Annotated in this window: 13 protein-coding genes and 1 riboswitch; of the genes, 4 read left to right on the plus strand and 9 right to left on the minus strand. The window is 66.3% G+C overall.

From position 1 onward, the window contains the following. The 3 genes from nrdR to Q1W68_RS09290 all read right to left on the minus strand — a co-directional run bounded on the left by nrdR (window position 1) and on the right by Q1W68_RS09290 (window position 2,899). Window positions 1–450, minus strand: a complete 450-nt coding sequence (gene nrdR, locus Q1W68_RS09280; protein ID WP_300651783.1) for a transcriptional regulator NrdR — start codon at window positions 448–450, stop codon at window positions 1–3. A gap of 18 nt (window positions 451–468) precedes the next feature. After that, a complete protein-coding gene (gene glyA / locus Q1W68_RS09285) occupies window positions 469–1,713 on the minus strand; it encodes a serine hydroxymethyltransferase (RefSeq protein WP_300716339.1) in 1,245 nt (414 codons plus the stop codon). A gap of 36 nt (window positions 1,714–1,749) precedes the next feature. Then, window positions 1,750–1,931: riboswitch (ZMP/ZTP riboswitch) on the minus strand. Window positions 1,932–2,008: 77 nt separating this feature from the next. Further along, complete coding sequence (locus Q1W68_RS09290) at window positions 2,009–2,899, minus strand: lytic transglycosylase domain-containing protein (RefSeq protein WP_300716341.1); 891 nt, start codon at window positions 2,897–2,899, stop codon at window positions 2,009–2,011. Window positions 2,900–3,607: 708 nt separating this feature from the next. Between Q1W68_RS09290 and Q1W68_RS09295 the strand changes: the two genes are divergently transcribed. Both Q1W68_RS09295 and Q1W68_RS09300 read left to right on the plus strand, forming a co-directional pair. Beyond that, the gene (locus tag Q1W68_RS09295; RefSeq protein ID WP_300716344.1) at window positions 3,608–7,219 is read left to right on the plus strand and encodes a DUF748 domain-containing protein; all 3,612 of its coding nucleotides are present in this window, start codon (window positions 3,608–3,610) and stop codon (window positions 7,217–7,219) included. 121 nt (window positions 7,220–7,340) lie between these two features. After that, entirely contained in the window at window positions 7,341–10,085 is a 2,745-nt protein-coding gene (locus Q1W68_RS09300) for a DUF349 domain-containing protein (protein WP_300661202.1), read from the plus strand. A gap of 96 nt (window positions 10,086–10,181) precedes the next feature. On the opposite strand, the gene Q1W68_RS09305 is transcribed toward Q1W68_RS09300, so the two are convergent. The 6 genes from Q1W68_RS09305 to Q1W68_RS09330 all read right to left on the minus strand — a co-directional run bounded on the left by Q1W68_RS09305 (window position 10,182) and on the right by Q1W68_RS09330 (window position 15,566). Next, the gene (locus Q1W68_RS09305) at window positions 10,182–11,036 is read right to left on the minus strand and encodes a M90 family metallopeptidase (RefSeq protein ID WP_300655230.1); all 855 of its coding nucleotides are present in this window, start codon (window positions 11,034–11,036) and stop codon (window positions 10,182–10,184) included. Then, on the minus strand, window positions 11,033–11,860 hold the full coding sequence (locus Q1W68_RS09310; protein ID WP_300716347.1) for a UDP-2,3-diacylglucosamine diphosphatase: 828 nt from the start codon (window positions 11,858–11,860) through the stop codon (window positions 11,033–11,035). Before Q1W68_RS09310 ends, Q1W68_RS09305 begins: the two co-directional genes overlap by 4 nt. A gap of 34 nt (window positions 11,861–11,894) precedes the next feature. Further along, window positions 11,895–12,401: a peptidylprolyl isomerase gene (locus tag Q1W68_RS09315; protein ID WP_300716350.1), complete on the minus strand. Its 507-nt coding sequence runs from the start codon at window positions 12,399–12,401 to the stop codon at window positions 11,895–11,897. Between the two features lie 2 nt (window positions 12,402–12,403). Beyond that, entirely contained in the window at window positions 12,404–13,099 is a 696-nt protein-coding gene (locus tag Q1W68_RS09320; RefSeq protein WP_300649942.1) for a peptidylprolyl isomerase, read from the minus strand. Then, window positions 13,096–14,493 (minus strand): L,D-transpeptidase, encoded by a 1,398-nt coding sequence (locus Q1W68_RS09325; protein ID WP_300649944.1) that lies wholly within the window; start codon window positions 14,491–14,493, stop codon window positions 13,096–13,098. The genes Q1W68_RS09320 and Q1W68_RS09325 overlap by 4 nt, the downstream gene beginning before the upstream one ends. Before the next feature lie 65 nt (window positions 14,494–14,558). After that, the gene (locus Q1W68_RS09330) at window positions 14,559–15,566 is read right to left on the minus strand and encodes a tetratricopeptide repeat protein (protein WP_300716354.1); all 1,008 of its coding nucleotides are present in this window, start codon (window positions 15,564–15,566) and stop codon (window positions 14,559–14,561) included. A 326-nt stretch (window positions 15,567–15,892) separates the two neighbouring features. Here Q1W68_RS09330 and cysS point away from each other — a divergent pair, with 326 nt between their 5' ends. Continuing rightward, the gene (cysS, locus tag Q1W68_RS09335) at window positions 15,893–17,323 is read left to right on the plus strand and encodes a cysteine--tRNA ligase (RefSeq protein WP_300661193.1); all 1,431 of its coding nucleotides are present in this window, start codon (window positions 15,893–15,895) and stop codon (window positions 17,321–17,323) included. Further along, the gene (locus Q1W68_RS09340; protein ID WP_300661190.1) at window positions 17,323–17,973 is read left to right on the plus strand and encodes a DNA-3-methyladenine glycosylase 2 family protein; all 651 of its coding nucleotides are present in this window, start codon (window positions 17,323–17,325) and stop codon (window positions 17,971–17,973) included. Before cysS ends, Q1W68_RS09340 begins: the two co-directional genes overlap by 1 nt. Window positions 17,974–18,002: the final 29 nt, after the last annotated feature.

The raw sequence follows: 18,002 nt of genomic DNA on the forward strand, positions 1-18,002 counted from the left end.
TCAGCGCCGAACCTCATCCACCAGCGCGCGAAATTCGTCGATGTCTTCGAAACTGCGGTAGACGCTCGCAAAGCGCACGTAGGCCACCTTGTCGAGCTTTTTGAGCTCCCGCATCACCATTTCGCCCAATCGGTTGGCTGCCACTTCCCTGTTGCCCAGGTTGAGCAGCTTTTCTTCGATGCGCTCAATGGCCGCGTCCACCTGCTCAGTGCTCACCGGGCGTTTGCGCAGTGCCAGGGCAAATGAGGCGCGCAGTTTGTCGGGTGCGTAGTCCACCCGGCGACCGTCTTTTTTCACCACTGCGGGGAAGCTGACCTCGGGCCGCTCGTAGGTGGTGAAACGCTTTTCGCACTGACCGCACTGACGCCGGCGCCGTATGAAATCCGCGTCTTCCGACACTCGGGTTTCCACCACCTGAGTTTCGAGGTGGCCGCAAAACGGACATTTCATCGGGCCGGGCTCAGGGGATCAACGGTAGACGGGGAAGCGCGCGGTCAGTGCATTGACTTTGGCGCGAACCGTTTCGATGTTGGCCGCGTCGCGCGGGTTGTCGAGCACATCGGCGATCAGGTGGGCCGTCGCGCGGGCTTCTTCGTCCTTGAAGCCGCGGGTCGTCATGGCCGGTGTGCCGATGCGCACGCCGCTGGTGACCATCGGCTTTTCTGGATCGTTCGGAATGGCGTTCTTGTTGATCGTCATGTGTGCGCTGCCCAGCACCGCTTCGGCTTCCTTGCCAGTGATGCCTTTGGCTCGCAGGTCGACCAACATCACGTGACTTTCGGTTCGCCCGCTGACGATACGCAAGCCACGCGATGTCAAGGTTTCCGCGACGATGCGCGCGTTTGTCAACACTTGTTGCTGGTAAAGCTTGAACTCAGGCGCCAGTGCTTCCTTGAATGCGACCGCCTTGGCCGCGATCACGTGCATCAGCGGGCCGCCCTGCAGACCAGGGAAGATGGCGCTGTTGATGGCCTTTTCGTGCTGTGCCTTCATCAGAATGATGCCGCCCCGCGGCCCACGAAGGCTCTTGTGGGTGGTGGATGTGACGACGTCGGCATGGGGAACCGGATTCGGATAAACACCCGCTGCGATCAGGCCAGCGTAGTGCGCCATGTCGACCAGGAAGATCGCGCCGACATCTTTGGCCACTTTGGCAAAGCGCTCGAAGTCGATGCGCAGACTGTAGGCCGATGCCCCCGCGATGATCAGCTTGGGCTTGGTTTCGTGGGCCTTTCGCTCCATGGCGTCGTAATCGATCTCTTCCTTGTCGTTGAGACCGTAAGAGACAACGTTGAACCACTTGCCGCTCATGTTGAGCGCCATGCCGTGGGTGAGGTGGCCGCCTTCGGCCAGGCTCATGCCCATGATGGTGTCGCCCGGCTTGAGGAAGGCGAGGAACACGGCCTCGTTGGCCGATGCGCCGCAGTGCGGCTGCACGTTGGCAGCGTCGGCACCAAAGATCTGTTTGACGCGGTCGATGGCCAGTTGCTCGGCGATGTCGACAAACTCGCAGCCACCGTAGTAGCGCTTTCCAGGGTAGCCCTCGGCGTACTTGTTGGTGAGCTGGGTGCCCTGGGCCGCCATCACGGCGGGCGATGCGTAGTTCTCGCTGGCGATCAGCTCGATGTGGTGTTCCTGGCGGGTGTTTTCGGCCTGGATGGCAGCATACAGCTCGGGGTCGGTTTGCTCGATGAGAATGTTGCGGTCGAACATGGCAGTCCTTCTAGAGGTGAATCCTTGCGCATTGACAAGGGCTGCCCAGGCGAACGGCTGAACACCCATGCTGCATCAGCCGGGGTGGCACGCTTCCCAGTGGTTGTCCCGGCCGCAGATCGGTGGTTGGAATGATCGGGCAGGGGGGCCACGTCAGCGGCAGCCCTCTCGAATGCTCTTCGGAGGTTGCGCGCCTATCGCCAGTTGCGTACCCGGCGAGTTTAGCCGAGGGCCATGGCCTCGGCTGGCCACGCTCGCAAAGGCCGGTGCGTCGGCTGCACCGGCCTGCGCCCGCTCAGGACTGCGCCAGGGGAGCGGGTGCCGGTGTGGCCGCCGGTGCGGCGGGGCCGGCTTCGATTTCGGTACCAGGCGCCACCACGGGCGCTGGCGCAGCCGGTGCGACCACGTTGACGGTGCGCGCAGGTGGCACATAGCGCTGCAAAGGTTTGCCCAGCGCCACGCTCTGAATGCGCATGTGCTCGGCCATCACCTTGTCGATGTACCAGCCGCCGTCGGTGGTGACCGCGCCCACGTACAGGCGCAGGCCGCCTTCCACCGAGCCAGCGCGCTTGATGCAGTCCTGCAACACGCGAACGCCCACGCGCAGGTTGGACACCGGGTCAAAAGCGGCCAGCTGGCCACCGAAGTCTTCGTATTTGTCGGTGTGCACGCGGGTCAGCACCTGCATCAAACCTTGCGCGCCTACAGGGCTCTGGGCGAACGGGTTGAAGCGCGACTCGATGGCCATGACGGCCAGGATCAGGGTGGGGTCGAGCTTGGCTTTTTCGCCGATCTCGAAGGCCTCGGCCACCAGCGCGCCCAGCGGCTCCGGGGCGACGCGGTACTTGCGGCTGAGCCAGAACGTGACGTTGGCTTGCTGCTTGGGCAGATCGCCCGGATCCGCGGCGGTCACACGGTCGATGGCGGTGGGCTCCACCGCGATCAGGGGCGTGTCCATGGCGGCCTCCTGGCGCTGCAGCAGCCAGCCGAGCAGCTGTTGCTCGGCGCTCTGGCGCAGGTCACCGCGTGCGCTCAGCACGATCAGGCCCACTGCGAACAGGGTGCCCAGCAGGGCCACGCTGTTGTGCGTGATGTCGAGGAATCCACGGTAGGTGTCAATCAGCGTGGTCTTGATGGATGCCACGACACCTGAGGTGTTCTTGTGTGGCGCAGTGAAGGTGGTCATGGTGTCGCTCCGTTCGTGGCTTCGGCCGTGAGGTTCGGCTTGGCCCAGTTTGGTCGCTGTCGAAGGCCTTGCAAATGGGTTTGGCGATCGACCTGGCCTGTGAGGCCGCGGTCGGGTTAACCCCAGATGGGGCAAAGTGCGCGGATGGTATGGACTTATAAATACCCAGTCAATGTTTAGAACATTGTTTAAAGGCACTTTTGGTTATAAACATCCGGTTTCAATTCACCGCTCAAGCGCTTCGCTAGCGAGAAAGCCAGTGTTTGCAGGGCTTGCAGCCGGGCGGCCACCTATTTGCCGTTTGTCGGTTCGCGCCCACCTTTCACGTCGCAAAACCCGGTTTCGGACTCCCCGAATGGGCTTGGAGAGCGCCATTGAAAAGCTTCATGGCCGATCTGGCCGACCCGTCTTGCTCCGCGCAGACCAGGGGAGTAACCTTCACAGGTCGGTCTTGAGGACCGATATCAGCCGACCCAGCGGTGTCACCGCATGACGGCCCCCAACGGGAGCAATCTGTTGCTTCCAGGCTGGAGAGACATCAAACTCCCTCCGCCAAAAATGACGGCATGAGCATCAAGCCCGCCGTCGACCCCGGCAAACCTCGTTTGTCGGGGTTTCTTGTTTCTGGGGCTCTGTATCGAACCCCGTGCTGCCGGGCAAGAGTTCGGAGACACTGGCGCCAAGCCTGTCCATCCCTCTCCTGCGCCCATGAGCCACAGCCGCCCCCTGCCTTTCGCCCGTCCCTGGGTCCGACGCATCGTCTGGTCCGTTGTGGGTCTGTTGTCGCTCTGGCTGATCGCCTGGCTTGCAGTACCGGCACTCCTGAAATGGCAGCTGCAAAAGCAGGCCAGTCAGGCGTTGGGTCGCAGCCTGACAGTGGAGAAGGTGGAGTTTCGACCGTGGTCGCTGGCCTTGACCATCGAGGGATTGCGCGTCGCCAGCGCGCGGGGAGATGCCGAGCAGTTGTCGGTGGCGCGGGTGCATGTGAATGCCGAATTGCAGTCGATCTTGCGCTGGGCGCCGGTGATCGACGTCTTGAAGATCGAACAGCCACGCGTTGCCGTGAGGCACCTGGGTGGCGGGCGTTACGACGTGGACGACATCGTGGCTCGTCTGAGGGTCCCGCCGTCAGCACCCGCGACCGAGCCGGCGCGGTTTGCCATCTTCAACATCGACCTGCAAGGCGGTGAATTCACGCTGGTGGACGAACCGGTGGGCGCCACCCACCGCCTGCAGGGCCTCACGCTGAGCATTCCGTTCCTCAGCAACCTGGAATCGCGCCGCGAGGTGGTAACCGAGCCGCGCCTGGCCTTCGAACTCAACGGCAGCGCCTTTGATTCGCGTGCTGCCACCACCCCTTTCGCCGTCGATCGCGAAACCGACGCCCGCCTGCGCATCCCGGCGCTTGATCTGTCGCCGTACTTTCCTTATTGGCCAGCGGCCTGGCCGGTCAAACCCGAGGCTGGCGTGCTGCACCTGGACTTGAAGTTGGACTTTGCGCAGCGCGACGTGCCACAGGTCTGGGTCTCGGGCGATGTGGCGATGTCGGGGTTGAAACTGGTGGAGGGCGGGGCCGCCGTGTTGTCGTGGGAGCGCCTGGGCGTGACGCTCAACCGCGTGGAGCCGCTGGCGCGGCGGATCGATCTGGCCTCCATCGAGCTGAAGGCGCCACGCCTGAGCCTGTCGCGCGACGCCCAGGGGCAACTCAACCTGGCCCGTCTGGCCGGGGGATTCGTTCCTGCGGCAGCTGAAAATCCGGTCGCCACTCAGGCCCCTGCTGCCCAAGCCGCGCCATGGGACATCCGGCTGGCCCGGTTCGATCTGGACGGTGGCGTCCTTCAATGGCGCGACGATGCCGTCAAGCCGGCCGCCGACATGCTGGTGTCGGCGTTGCGCGTGCAGACCCGCGGTGTGAGCTGGCCGGTGCGTGCGCCCATGCCTTTCGAAGGGTCGGCCCAGCTCGACCAGACAGTGATCGGCATCCGAGGGACAGCCACCGACACGGCTGCGCAAGCCGAGCTGTCGCTGGGCGACATTCCCTTGGAGCGTTTCGCTCCTTATATAAGTAGCGCGCTCAAACCTGCCCTGGCAGGCAAGCTCAACGCCGGCGGTCGGCTCGAATGGCAGGCCGCGCAGGGCGACCGGCCCATGGCGCTGCAATTGCTGTCCGCCCGTGTCGACGTGAACGAACTCAAACTCGGACCGCCCCGGCAGCCGCTCGCCAGTTTGAAGCGCTTGCTGGTGGAAGACCTGCGCGTGGATCTGGTCCAGCGAAGCGCCGACATGGGCAACCTGACCCTCACCCAACCCCAGATGCGGGTGCAACGCGAGGCCGACGGCGCCTGGATGTTTGAGCCCTGGCTGGTGGCCGCGCCAACAACGGCTTCAACTGCAGCATCAGCGCCGTGGCGCGTGGGGTTGGAGGCCCTGCAACTCACGGACGGCTCGATCGGCTTCGTGGACCGCGTGCCTGGCCAGCCCGTCACACTGGCCATCACCCAGCTGCAACTGAACCTCAAGGGCCTTCGGCCGATGGAGGCTGAGCAGAAAGACATGGCCTGGTCGGTCAAGGCGCGCGTGGGCGCTGGCGCTGCCAGCCAGGTCGCGCCCGGCCAGATGGCGCTCGTGGGCGCCTTGCGGTTGCCGGCACCCGGCGCACCGGGCGGCGCGGGCTTGCGGCTGGACGCCCGTGCCCAGATCGAGCGGCTGCCGGCGCACGCGCTGGAGCCGTACTTTGCCGACCGGCTCAACCTGGAATTGCTGCGCGCCGACGCGAGCTACCGCGGCCGGATTCAACTGGGCCTGCCGGGGGGTGCGCTCGCGCTCAGCCTGCAGGGCGACGCAGCGCTGGACGATCTGAGCGCCAACACCTTGTCGCCTGCCGAAGACCTGCTGGCCTGGAAATCGCTCCAGGTGCGCGGCCTGCAACTCGCCTTGACCCCAGGCCAAGCCACCACGGTGGCGGTGCGCGAGACCGTGCTCAGCGACTACTTTGCCCGGGTGATCATCGACGAGGCCGGCAAAATCAACCTGCAAGGCCTGGTGAAACAGCCCGGTGCGGCGCCTGCTGCCGATCCCGCTCCCGCGCCGGCCGTGGTGACCAGCAGCGGCCCCGCGCCCGACATCCGCCTGGGCCCGATCAGCCTGGTGAACGGCCGTGTGCGCTTCTCCGACCGTTTCATCAAACCCAACTACACCGCCAACCTGAGCGAGCTCACCGGCAGCCTGGGCGCTTTCTCCAACGCTAGGCCCGCGGGCGCCGCGCCCGAGCTGGCGGCCTTGTCCTTGCGCGGGCGCGCCGAGGGCACGGCCGCGCTCGAGATCGACGGCCAGCTCAACCCGCTGGCGCAACCGCTGGCGCTCGACATCAAAGGCCGCGTGCGCAACCTGGAGCTGCCGCCGCTCTCTCCCTACACCGTGAAGTACGCCGGCTACGGCATCGAGCGCGGCAAGCTCAGCGTGGACGTGGCCTACAAGATCGATCCCGACGGCCAGCTCGTTGCCAGCAACCAGATCGTGCTCAACCAGCTCAGCTTTGGCGAGCGCGTGGCCGGCAGCGAAGCGCCCAACCTGCCGGTGAAGCTGGCGGTGGCGCTGCTGGCCGACCGCAATGGCGTGATCGACATCAACCTGCCGGTGAGCGGCTCCATCAACGACCCCCAGTTCCGCCTGGCGCCCATCATCTTCAAGCTCATCGTCAACCTCATCGGCAAGGCCATCACCGCGCCGTTCTCGCTGATCGCCAGTGCGTTCGGTGGTGGCGCCGAGGCGCCCAGTCAGGTGGTGTTTGCGCCGGGGAGCGCGGTGCTGGCGGCTGACAACCAGCAGCGCCTGGCGTCGGTGGCCCAGGCGCTGGCCGATCGGCCTGCGCTGCAGATCACCGTGGTGGGACACAGCGACCTGGAGGCCGAGCGCAGCGGCTACCAGCGAAGCCGTCTCGACGAACGTGTGCTGGCCGAGAAGCGCCGTGCCCTGGCGCGTGATGGCAAAGCCATCCCCGACAGGCTCGCTGTATCGGCCGAGGAATACCCCGCGCTGCTCAAGGAGGTCTACCGCCGCGCCGACATCCCCAAGCCGCGCAACCTGATCGGCATCGCCAAGGACATCCCGCAGGCCGAGATGGAAGCCTTGCTGCTGGCCTCGATCCCGGTCACGCCCGACGCCTTGCGCGATCTGGCGGTGGCGCGCGGCCAGGCGGTGAAGGACTTTCTGGCCAGCCGTTCGCTGCCCGAAGACCGCATGTTCCTTGGTGCACCGCAGCTGGTTCGCCAGGGCGAAGACTGGCGTCCGCAAGCCGAACTGCGGCTGGCGCCGCGCTGATCCCTCCCCCCGCCAAGACCCCATCAAGCACGGGCGGTGCCGCGCGGGCGAACAGCGGCGACAATACGCGTTTGCCGCACCGCTCTGGCGCGGCCCCTGTCCTGATCGTACTGACGTTTCCATGTCGCTGTTTTCCCTGCGCAAGTCTTCTTCCCCTCAAGCTTCTCCCACTGCCGTGAACACGCCCACCCCTTCCAAGTCCGCCAACGCGGCCCATCCCCTGGACGCCGTGACCGGTGGCGCGTTCTCCGCGCCCACCTCGGGCGAACGCGCTGCGCGCATCCGCGAGTGGCTGGCCACCGAGCCGGGCCTGGAGCAGATGAACGAGGTCTACAAGGAGCTGTCCAACCGCGACCGCGGTGCGGCCAAACCGCTGAAGGAAAAGCTCGACGAGCAAAAGCGCATGAAGACGCAGGAGCAGATGGCCGTGGAGTGGGCGCAGAAGGCACAGGCCCTGCTGGACCACTCGCGCCTGAACCTGGCCGACGCCCTGGCCTGGCAGCGCGACGCGGCCCGTGCCGGTGCGCCGCTGTCGCGTGAGCCGCTGGCCACGCTGCGCCAGTCGCTGGCCGAGCGCGTCAAGTCGATCGAAGACCTGCAGCACCGGGTGCAGGTGGAGCGCGAAGCCGCGGTGTTGATCGCGCAGCGCATCGAAGTGCTCTCCACCAAACCCTGGCGCGAAGCCCAGCACAGTGCCCAGACGCTGCAGACCGACGTGGCCCATTGGCAGGCGCAGGCCAGCGGTCTGGCACAAGACCCGCAATGGGCCAGCGTGGACGTGAAGTTCCCGCCCATGCTCGACGCTTCGCGCAAGCAGCTGCAACTGGTGTGGGACGCCTTCGAAGCCGCTTTGGCTCAGGCCGTGGCGGCCGACGTCGACGCACAGGCCCCGCTGCCCGCTGTGCCCGTGTGGGCCGACGAGCTGCGCGTGGCGCGCGGTGGCGAAGCCGCCCCCGTGGCCGAGAAGCCCGCTGTGGACACGCAGGCGCAACAGGAGCGTCGTGCCCGCGTGACCACCGAACTCGGCAACGCACTCGATGTGCTGGAACGTGAACTGGCCGAAGGCCATGGCAAGGCCACACCCAAGGCGGCCGCTGACGTGCGCGCGATCCTCAAGGCCAACGGTCGCTTCGTCAGTGCTGCGCTCGATGCGCGCGCCCACGCTGCCTTGAGCCAGGCGGGTGAGCTCGAAGGCTGGCAGCGCTGGCGTGCCGACCAGTTGCGCGAAGAACTCGTGGCCAAGGCCGAAGCCTTGCTGCAAGCCCCCGAAGGCCAGCGACTGGGTGGCCGCAAGATGCAGGAAACCCTGCGCGGCCTGCGCGACCAGTGGAAAACCACCGACCAGGGCGGCCAGCCCAACCACGCGCTGTGGAAGCGTTTTGACGAAGCCTGCACCGAAGCCCACAAGCTGGTCGAAGCCTGGCTGGTGCAGGTGCGCCAGCAAGCCGACGCGCACAAGACCCAGCGCCTGGCCATCATTGCCGAGCTCAAGGCCTGGACCGAAGCGCACACCGGCAACACCGACTGGAAAGCCCAGGTGCGCGCGCTGCACACGTTCTCCGAGCGCTGGCGCGAAGCCGGTCACATGAGCGAGAAAGCGTTTGCCGAAATGCAGCCGCAGTGGAAAGACGCCATGCACGCGGCCCACGCCGGTCTTGAGACGGCACAGGCCGAGAGCACAGCGCGCCGCAAGGCCTTGATCGAAGAAGCCACCGCACTGGGGGCTGCGCCCATGCTGCGCATCGACGCGGTCAAAGCGCTGCAACAGCGCTGGCAGGCCGAAGCCCATGCGGTGCCGCTGGAGCGCAAGCACGAGCAGAAGTTGTGGGAGGCGTTCCGCCAGCCCATCGACGAAGCCTTCAACCGCAAGACCACCGAGCGCGAGAAGGCCGCCACCTCGCTCAACGCGCACGACCAGCGGGTGCTCGACGCGTCTCGTGCGCTGGAGCAGGCGAGTGCCAGCGGTGACGCACAGCGCATCCGTGCGGCCATGCAGGAGCTGGAGTCGGCGTTGGCTGGCCGGCCGGCAGCGGTTGAGCCGGTCCGAGCCGCCGCTGTGGCCGAAAAGGCCGTGACCAGCGAGTCCGCCGCAGCGTCGGAAGAGCCCCTCGCAGAAACGACTGAAGAAGCGGTTGCACCCAGCGAAGCCGAGGCGGCCGACGTGGCCGCCCCAGCCGAGCCAGTGGCACCCGCCAAACCCGCTGCACCGCCCAAGAAGCTGGTGGCCATGCGCGGTGACGACCGTCCGGGCATGAAGAAGGCCGAGCCTGCCGGCCGCGATGTGCGTGGTGCTCGTCCCGACGGACGCCGTGACGGTGGTGCGGGTCGCCCCGAATCGCGTGGTCCACGCGACGCGCGGGGTCCGGGTGCGGCAACGCCTTGGCGCGACGAGCGCGAGCAGCGCGGCCCACGCCTGGGCGATGCAGCGTTCCGCGCCCAGCGCCAGGCCATTGAGGCGGCCGAAGCCAGCCTGCGCAAGCTCGCCGCACAAGCCCACGGTGAAGTGCTCACGCAACTCATGACCGCCTGGGAACAGCGCGACGCCGAGCAGATGCCGACGGTGCAAGCCCTGGGTTCACGCGTGAACGCGGCCAACCGCAGCGCCTGGTCGGCCGCCTTGTCCAAACCGGCCGCTGCCTTGCCGGGTGAGACCTTGCTGCGCCTGGAGATGGCGGCCGAAGTGCCCACGCCGGCTGAGCACCTGAGCGAGCGACGCATGTTGCAGCTGCAGTTGCTCACGCGCCGCCATGCGGCAGCACCGGTTGACACCTGGGTGGACGATGTGGCGGGTGTGCTGGCGTCAGCGTTTGATGCCTCGGCTGCGCGCCGGCTTCAAACCGTGTTGAAGGTGTTGCTCAAGCGTTGAGCAGCATCGGCTTCCCCCCGAAGCGCCTTCGGCGCCTCCCCCCAAGGGGCAACGCCTGCGGCCCGGCAAAGCCGGTTCCGCGGTGTTCCGAATGGCTCAGGCGCGCGAGGCTGTTCGAAAGAAGCCGTCGTACAGCGCCACGAGCGCCGGAAACTCCTGGGTGAAACGTTCGCGGTTCACGAAGTACGCCTCGCAGGTCACGGCAAAAAATTCGGCGGGGTCCTTGGCTGCGTAGTCGTCGAGCCAAGGCCGTTCGGCGCCGAAGCGCTCGGCCATCGCCACCGCTTCGCGGAACGCATCGAAGGCGCTTTGCATCGTGTCGCGCCACAGCTGGCGCGCTTCCGACGCGCCGCGAGTGCCCAGGAAGCCTTTGGGCAAGGGCGGTGCGCCGTCGGGGTGCTCGCCCAGCGAGATGCCGCGCATGTCCATCTTGTGCACAAACTCGTGGATCACGACGTTGCTGCCGCTTTCGGCCGCCACGCTGGCGTGGGCGACTTCTTCCCAGCTCAGCATGAGCGGGCCGCGGTCCATGGCTTCGCCCGCCAGCACTTCGTCAAAGTGGTGCACCACACCCGCGCCGTCGGTGGTCTTGCGCCGCGCCACCACGGCGCCGGGCTGCACCACGATCCCGACGAAATCGCCGTACCAGTCGAGCAGCTTGAGCGGGTCGCGCACCGCCTCACCCGAGGTGCCGTGCATGTGCAGCAGCGGCAAGCAGGCCTGTGCGGCAATGGCCAGGGCCATGGCGTCGGTCAGCACCAGCCCGTTGGCACCGTGGAATTCTTTCTCGGTCAGGAAGTGGGTGCAGAGCAGGCGAAGCCGTTCTTGCTCGGTACCGTCGAGCGCGGACAAGAACGGGTGGGCGGCGAGTGTGGCGTGCCACAGTGCGTCGGGCACCGGTGTGGGCTGGCGCAGCGAGCGCGGCAGCAGGCGTTGCAGCAGATCGATCATGACAAGGGCAAGGGGACGCGGCGCAGGCCTTGGGCATCGAGCCGCAGCACCTCCGCCCGCGGTGGGTGGGCGGCGGCATCCCAGTCGCTGAGCACCACGCGCTGCAGGCCGTCGCCCAGGGCATGGACAGCGGGGCGGTGCGTGTGGCCGTGGATCAGGGTGTGGGCGCCGGTGGCCTGGAGCGCGGCACGCGCCGCCGCCGCGTCCACATCGGCCCACAGGCTGGGGTCGTTGGCGGTGTTGCGTTTGCGGGCTTCGCTCTGTTCGCGCAGATCGCGGGCGATGGCCGTGCGTTCGCTCAAAGGTCGCGCCAGGAAATCGCGCTGCCACGCTGGCTGGCGTACCTGCGCACGAAAGCGCATGTAGTCGGTGTCGGCCAGGCACAGCGCGTCGCCGTGGCTGAGCAGCCAGTGCTGGCCGAGAAAATCGAAGGTGGTCGGGTCGCTCAGGCCTTGCATGCCACAGACCCGAAGCCCTTCCGTGCCCAGCAGGAAGTCGCGGTTGCCGGCCATGAAATAGACCGGGGTCTTGTCGCTGAAATGTCTGAGCGCCTCGGCGCAAGCGCGCCAGAAGGCCTGGTCGGTGGAGGCGCTGGCTTCAAGCACGTCGTCGCCCACCCACACCTCGAACAGATCGCCCAGGATGAAGAGGGCATCGGCCCGTTCAGGCACTGGTCGCTGCAGAAAGGCGCGCCACACGTCGAAGGTCTTCGGTTCGCCCGGCTGCAGGTGCAGGTCTGAAATGAATTCGACCGCTTGCCAGTGCGCGGGTGCGCGCAGCTGGACCAAGCGGTCGACGGAGGGAGGCGGGGAGGGGGCGGACATCAAAGCAAGGCTGCCAGGGGCCAAGCCCCCGGGATCACAGCGCGACGGCTTTTTCGATCACCACGTCGTCCTTCGGGACGTCGTCGTGGAAACCTTTGCGGCCGGTGGGCAGGCCTTCGATCTTCTTCACGATCTCCGCGCCCGAGATCACCTTGCCGAACACGGCGTAGCCCCAGCCTTGCGCGCTGGGTGCGGTGTGGTTCAGAAAGCCGTTGTTGGCCACGTTGATGAAGAACTGCGCGGTGGCCGAGTGCGGGTCGCTGGTGCGCGCCATGGCCAGGGTGTAGGTGTCGTTCTTCAGGCCGTTGTTGGCCTCGTTGGCGATCGGCGCGTCGGTCGGTTTCTGGGTCATGCCGGGCTCGAAGCCGCCGCCTTGCACCATGAAGCCGGGGATGACGCGGTGGAACACCGTGTTGTTGTAGTGACCCTTGTTCACATAGGCCAGAAAGTTGGCGGCCGACAGCGGCGCTTTTTCAGCGTCGAGTTCGATCGTGATGACACCGTGACCGGTGATGTGCAATTCGACTTGGGGGTTGGCCATGGTCATTTCTCCAGGGTGGCTTTGAGGATGGTGATGGGGGTTTTGGGCACGTCGGTGGGAAACGGGCCGCCGGCGCCGGTGGGCGTTTCCTTGATCTTGTTGACCACGTCCATGCCCGAGACCACTTTGCCGAACACGGTGTAGCCGTAGAGCTGCGCGGCGTTGACCAGGTTGGCGCGCGGCACGTTTTCGTAGACCTGGCCGTTGTACTCGAAACGCGGCACCGGGTCGCCGGGCGGGATGATGGTCGGGTCCAGGAACGCGTTGTCCTTGACGTTGATGAAGAACTGGGAAGAAGCGGATTGGGGGTCGTTGGTGCGCGCCATGGCCACCGTGCCGACGGTGTTGCGCGGACCACCGCGCTGCAGTGCCGCCTGGCCTTCGTGGGCCACGGGTGCGCGGGTCGGCTTTTGTTTGTAACTCGCATCGAAGCCGCCGCCCTGCACCATGAAGTTGCTGATCACGCGGTGGAACACGGTGCCGTCGTAGTGCTTGTCATTCACGTACTGCAGGAAGTTCTCGACCGTTTTGGGCGCCTTGTCGGGATAGAGCTCCAGCACGATGTCGCCCATGGAGGTGGTGAGCTTCACACGGGGGGCGGCTTGCTGCGCCCCGGCCGGCAGCCAGGCCAGGGACACGGCCACGGTGAGCGCGGCCAGCACGCCTCGGCGCAGCGGGTTGGGGTTGTGGGTGTTCATCCGATGGTTCCTTCGAAGAAGATGGTCCAGCGATCGTTCTCGCGGATCCAGTATTGGCGTTTGGTCACACCGCGGGTCTGGCCTGAGGCGACTTCGCCGAAGGTGACGACGCGGGTGTCGTCGGTGTCGTTCCAGCGCAGGACCGAGAGGTCCTTGAGCGCCAGCTCGCGCGGGCCGGTGCTGCGCAGCTCGCTCTCCACACGGGGCCACCATTGAGCCAGATCGCGGCCCTGGTTCGAAAAGCGGCTGGAGTAAAACCCCTTGAGTTCGGCCAGATTGCCGTCGCTGCGGCTGCGGCGCCAGGCTTCGAGCACGCTCTCGAATTGTTCCCGGTCGCCGCTCAAGGTGTCGGGTTGCACCCACTGCAGTTGGGGTGCGATCACCACCGGTGTGGTGCGGATCTGCACCGTGCGCAGCAGGCGCTCCAGGTCGGGGTTGGACAGCACCACACAACCGTCGGACGCTTGCGGTGCCCGCACGAACTGGTCGCTGGGCGTGCCGTGCAGCCAGATGCCGCTGCCGGTCTTGCCGCGTTGCACGTCCAGCGGGTTGGGGTAGTTGATGGGCAGGGCACCCACACCGTACAGATCGGGCAGATCGGCCGGGTTGAGCGTGCTGGTGATGTAGTACACGCCCAGCGGCGTGCGCTTGTCGCCCTCGACCGCTTTCTCGATGCCCGAGAGGCCCACCGAAATGTAGAAATCGCCCACCAGCTTGAGTTTGGGTTGCCGGTCATCGTTCTGGGTCGAGCGCGCCGGGTTGAGGTTCTCGAACAGGTACAGGCGCGAGCGCGATGCGTCGATGGCGATGGCGTGACGGCTCTGCGGCGCCAGCGTGAGGAACTGGCTGGGGATGCTGCCCTCGGGCGGGCGTTCGGTGAGCGCCAGCAGGCGGCGGCGGGATTCTTCGCGCAGAGAGGCGAGTTGCTGGCTGGCGACCAGCGCCTTGGTGTCGGGCACATCGCCCAGCTGGCGCACGGGTCGGGCTTGCAGGCTCAACAGATCTCCGTGCACGAGGTGCGCGAGCTGAAAGTTGGGGTGGTCCGTGACCAGCTGGTCGGCCAGCGCGAGCGCTTCGCGGTGCTGACCCTGGCTGATGAGCTGGTAGATCGCGATCAGGCGCGCCTCGGCCTGGCCGAGCATGGGTTTCACCTCGTCAAAACGGTCAGGGGTGAGGCTGTTGCTCTCCAACCCCGACGGGCTGGGGGGCAACTGGCTGCGCGCGGCTTCCTGCACACGGGCCATGGCCTGGTTGAGCAGGGAAGGCTCGGTGGAGTCGAGCGATTCGCTTGCACCGCGGGTTGGACCGTCACCGTGCCGAGCGCTGTTGATCCCCACGGCCAGGAGCACGGCGGCCACCAAGGCGGCGATCACCCCGCCTGTGCGCCGGCTCATGCCTTGACCTTGCAGACCCGCAGCCACGCTGGCATGTCCGCGTTGACCCATCCGCCGACCGGCCATCAAGAGCCCGTGGATTCGCGCACGATCAGCCAGCGGTTGCCGCTCTTGACCATGTCGAGCGTCTTGCGACTGGTGACGTTCAGGGTGTCCGAGGTGTAGTCCTGGCGGAAGCGGGCTGTGGCCTTGTCGCCTTCCACGGTGACTTCCAGGTTGCTCACGTCAACCCCGATGCGGGCGCGCGGCTCGATGCGGGCGCGGCGGTCAGCCTCCCAGGCCTTGCGAGCCTGGCCGCCGGGCGGCGCGAAGCTGCTGGCGTAGGCGCCGAGGTAGCCGCTCATGTCTTTGGACGACCATGCCCCGGCCCAGGTGCGCACGGCGGCTTCCACCTCGCGCTGGGCATCGGCCGCCCCGGCTGGCGCGACGGGTGCTGCAGCAGGTGCTGCGGCGGGAACGGCGGGCTTGGTCGCAGCGGCCACCGGTGCCGCAGGTGCCGGGCTGGCCGGTTTGGCCGTGGCCGAAGCGGCGGCCACCGACGCGGCGGCACCCGGGCGGGCATCGGCTGCAAACAGGTTGCGGATCAGGCTGAGCTTGGGCGCCACGGCGGGGTTGGTGCCGTCGAGCTGCAGGGCCTTGCTGTAGGCCTGGCTGGCCAGCTTGGCGTACACATCGCCCAGGTTTTCGTGCGCGGTGGCGTAGCTGGGGTTGGTGCGGATCGCCATTTCGAGCGCAGCGCGCGCCTTGTCGAACTGGCTCTGACCGGCATAGAGCACGGCCAGGTTGTTGTAAGGCTCCGGCAGCTCGGGGTAGTCTTCGGTGAGCTTGCTGAAGGTGGCAATCGCATCTTGCGTCTTGCCGCTCTCGGTGAGGATCACGCCCCTGAGGAAGCGCATCTGCGGATCGCGCGCCTTGCCCACCAGGTACTGATCGGCCTTGGCCAGGGCCTCGGCCAGTTGGCCGCTGCGCAGCAGGCGGTTGACTTCGGCATAGTCCTCGGTCTGCGCCCAGGCCATCGATGTGCCCAGACCCAGGGCCAACACCACCGCCAGGCGACGCAGGCGCGAGGCCATGCCTGAGCGGGCCACGGAAGAGGCGGTACCACGCAAAGTGGTTGGAAGATTCACAGGGTGGGACATGGGACCTCGGAGAGCGAACCTGGACCGCCGCAAGGCGGTTGCATCCAGCGACACGTTGATCGAAGGCCCGGCGCTGCATGGCACGCTGCACCGGGCTGGATATACTGGCGCATTGTATCTGAGGGGTCTGTTTCCCATGGCCGATCCAGACCGCCAGCTGCACCCCGCGTGGCCTGTGTGACACAGGCCGACCGCATCAGCTGCCGCGTCAGGTTTCCCACCCCGTTTCGCTGCGCTGTCTCCGTGCCCGCCTTCCCGACATGACCCTGAAAATCCACAACACGCTCACGCGCCGCCTGGAAGACTTCCAGCCGATCGAACCCGGTCATGTGCGCATGTACGTCTGCGGCATGACGATCTACGACCTGTGCCACATCGGCCACGCCCGCATGATGATGGCGTTCGACGTGGTGCAGCGCTGGCTCAAGGTGAGCGGTTACCGCGTCACCTACGTGCGCAACATCACCGACATCGACGACAAGATCATCAAGCGCGCGGTCGAGCGCGGCATCACGCTGCGCGCATTGACCGATGAGATGACCGCCGCCATGCACCAGGACATCGCCGTGCTTGGCATCGAACCACCGACCCTGGAGCCGCGCGCCACCGAGTACGTGCCGCAAATGCTCTCGCTGATCGACACCCTGCAACAGAAGGGCCTGGCCTACCAGGCCGACAACGGCGATGTGAACTACGCCGTGCGCAAGTTCGAGGGCTACGGCAAGCTCTCGGGCAAGTCGCTGGACGACCTTCGCGCCGGCGAACGGGTGGCGGTGGCCAGCGACAAGAACGACCCGCTCGATTTCGTGCTCTGGAAATCGGCCAAACCCGACGAGCCGGCCGAGGCGCAATGGGCCAGTGCCTACGGTGCGGGCCGGCCGGGCTGGCACATCGAGTGCTCGGCCATGAGCTGCGCCACGCTGGGCGAAACCTTCGACATCCACGGGGGCGGCGCCGACCTGCAGTTTCCCCACCACGAAAACGAGATCGCCCAGAGCGAAGGCGCCACCGGGAAACCGCTGGCCCGCTTCTGGGTGCACAACGGCTTTGTGCGCGTGGACAACGAAAAGATGTCCAAGAGCCTGGGCAACTTCTTCACCATCCGCGAGGTACTGGCCAAGTACGACCCGGAGACGGTGCGCTTCTTCATCCTGCGCGCGCACTACCGCAGCGCACTGAATTACAGCGACGTGCACCTGGACGACGCACGTGGCTCGCTCAAACGGCTGTACACCGCCTTGTCGCTGGTGCCGGCTGCGCCAGTGACTGCGATCGACTGGGACCAGCCGCACGCGCAGCGATTCCGCGCCGCGATGGACGAGGACTTCGGCACGCCCGAAGCGGTGGCCGTGCTGTTCGAGCTGGCCGGTGAAGTCAATCGCAGCAAGGACCCTGCAATCGCGGGTTTGCTGAAAGCGCTCGGCGGCACGCTGGGCCTTTTGCAGCAAGACCCTCCAGCTTTTCTTCAGCAGACGCTCTCGCCTCCGCTACTGTTGAATCAGTCGGCGATCTTTGCACCGACAGTTTCGCAGGGACCTTCACTGGAGGAGATTAGTGCCTTGATCGTTCAGCGCACTGCCGCGAAACAAGCCAAAGACTTTGCCGAAGCCGACCGCATTCGCAAGGTCCTGCTGGAGCAGGGCATCGTGCTCAAGGACGGCCCCGCCGGCACCACCTGGGAACGTGCCTGATGGCCACCTCTGTGTTGCCCGATGTGGGGCCGGACGCGCCCGACTACTGGATGGAGGCTTGCCGCCACCTGATGAAGCGCGACCGCGTCATGAAGAAGCTCATTCCACAGCACGGTGGCGTGAGCCTGCAGTCGCGCGGGGATGCGTTCGTCACGCTCGCGCGCAGCATCGTGGGACAGCAGATTTCGGTGAAGGCCGCGCAATCGGTCTGGGACCGCTTTGCCGTGCTGCCCAAAAAAATGGTGCCTGCGCAGGTGCTCAAGCTCAAGGTCGACGACATGCGTGCGGCCGGTTTGTCGGCGCGCAAGGTCGAATACCTGGTGGACCTGGCGCTGCACTTTGCGAACAACCAGGTGCACGTGAAAGACTGGGCGGAGATGGACGACGAGGCCATCATTGCCGAGCTGGTGGCCATCCGCGGCATTGGCCGCTGGACGGCCGAAATGTTTCTCATTTTCCACCTGATGCGGCCCAACGTACTACCGCTGGACGACATTGGTCTGCAGAACGGCATCAGCCGTTGTTACTTTTCTGGCGAGCCGGTGAGCCGCAGCGACATTCGCGAAGTGGCCAGTTCCTGGGCACCTTTCAGCAGCGTGGCGACTTGGTATATTTGGCGCTCTCTCGATCCGGCCCCCGTCGCCTACTGATCCCGAACACGTCGTTGAAGCAGAGCCCG

Source organism: Hydrogenophaga sp. (assembly GCF_030158645.1).
Taxonomy (GTDB): domain Bacteria; phylum Pseudomonadota; class Gammaproteobacteria; order Burkholderiales; family Burkholderiaceae_C; genus Hydrogenophaga.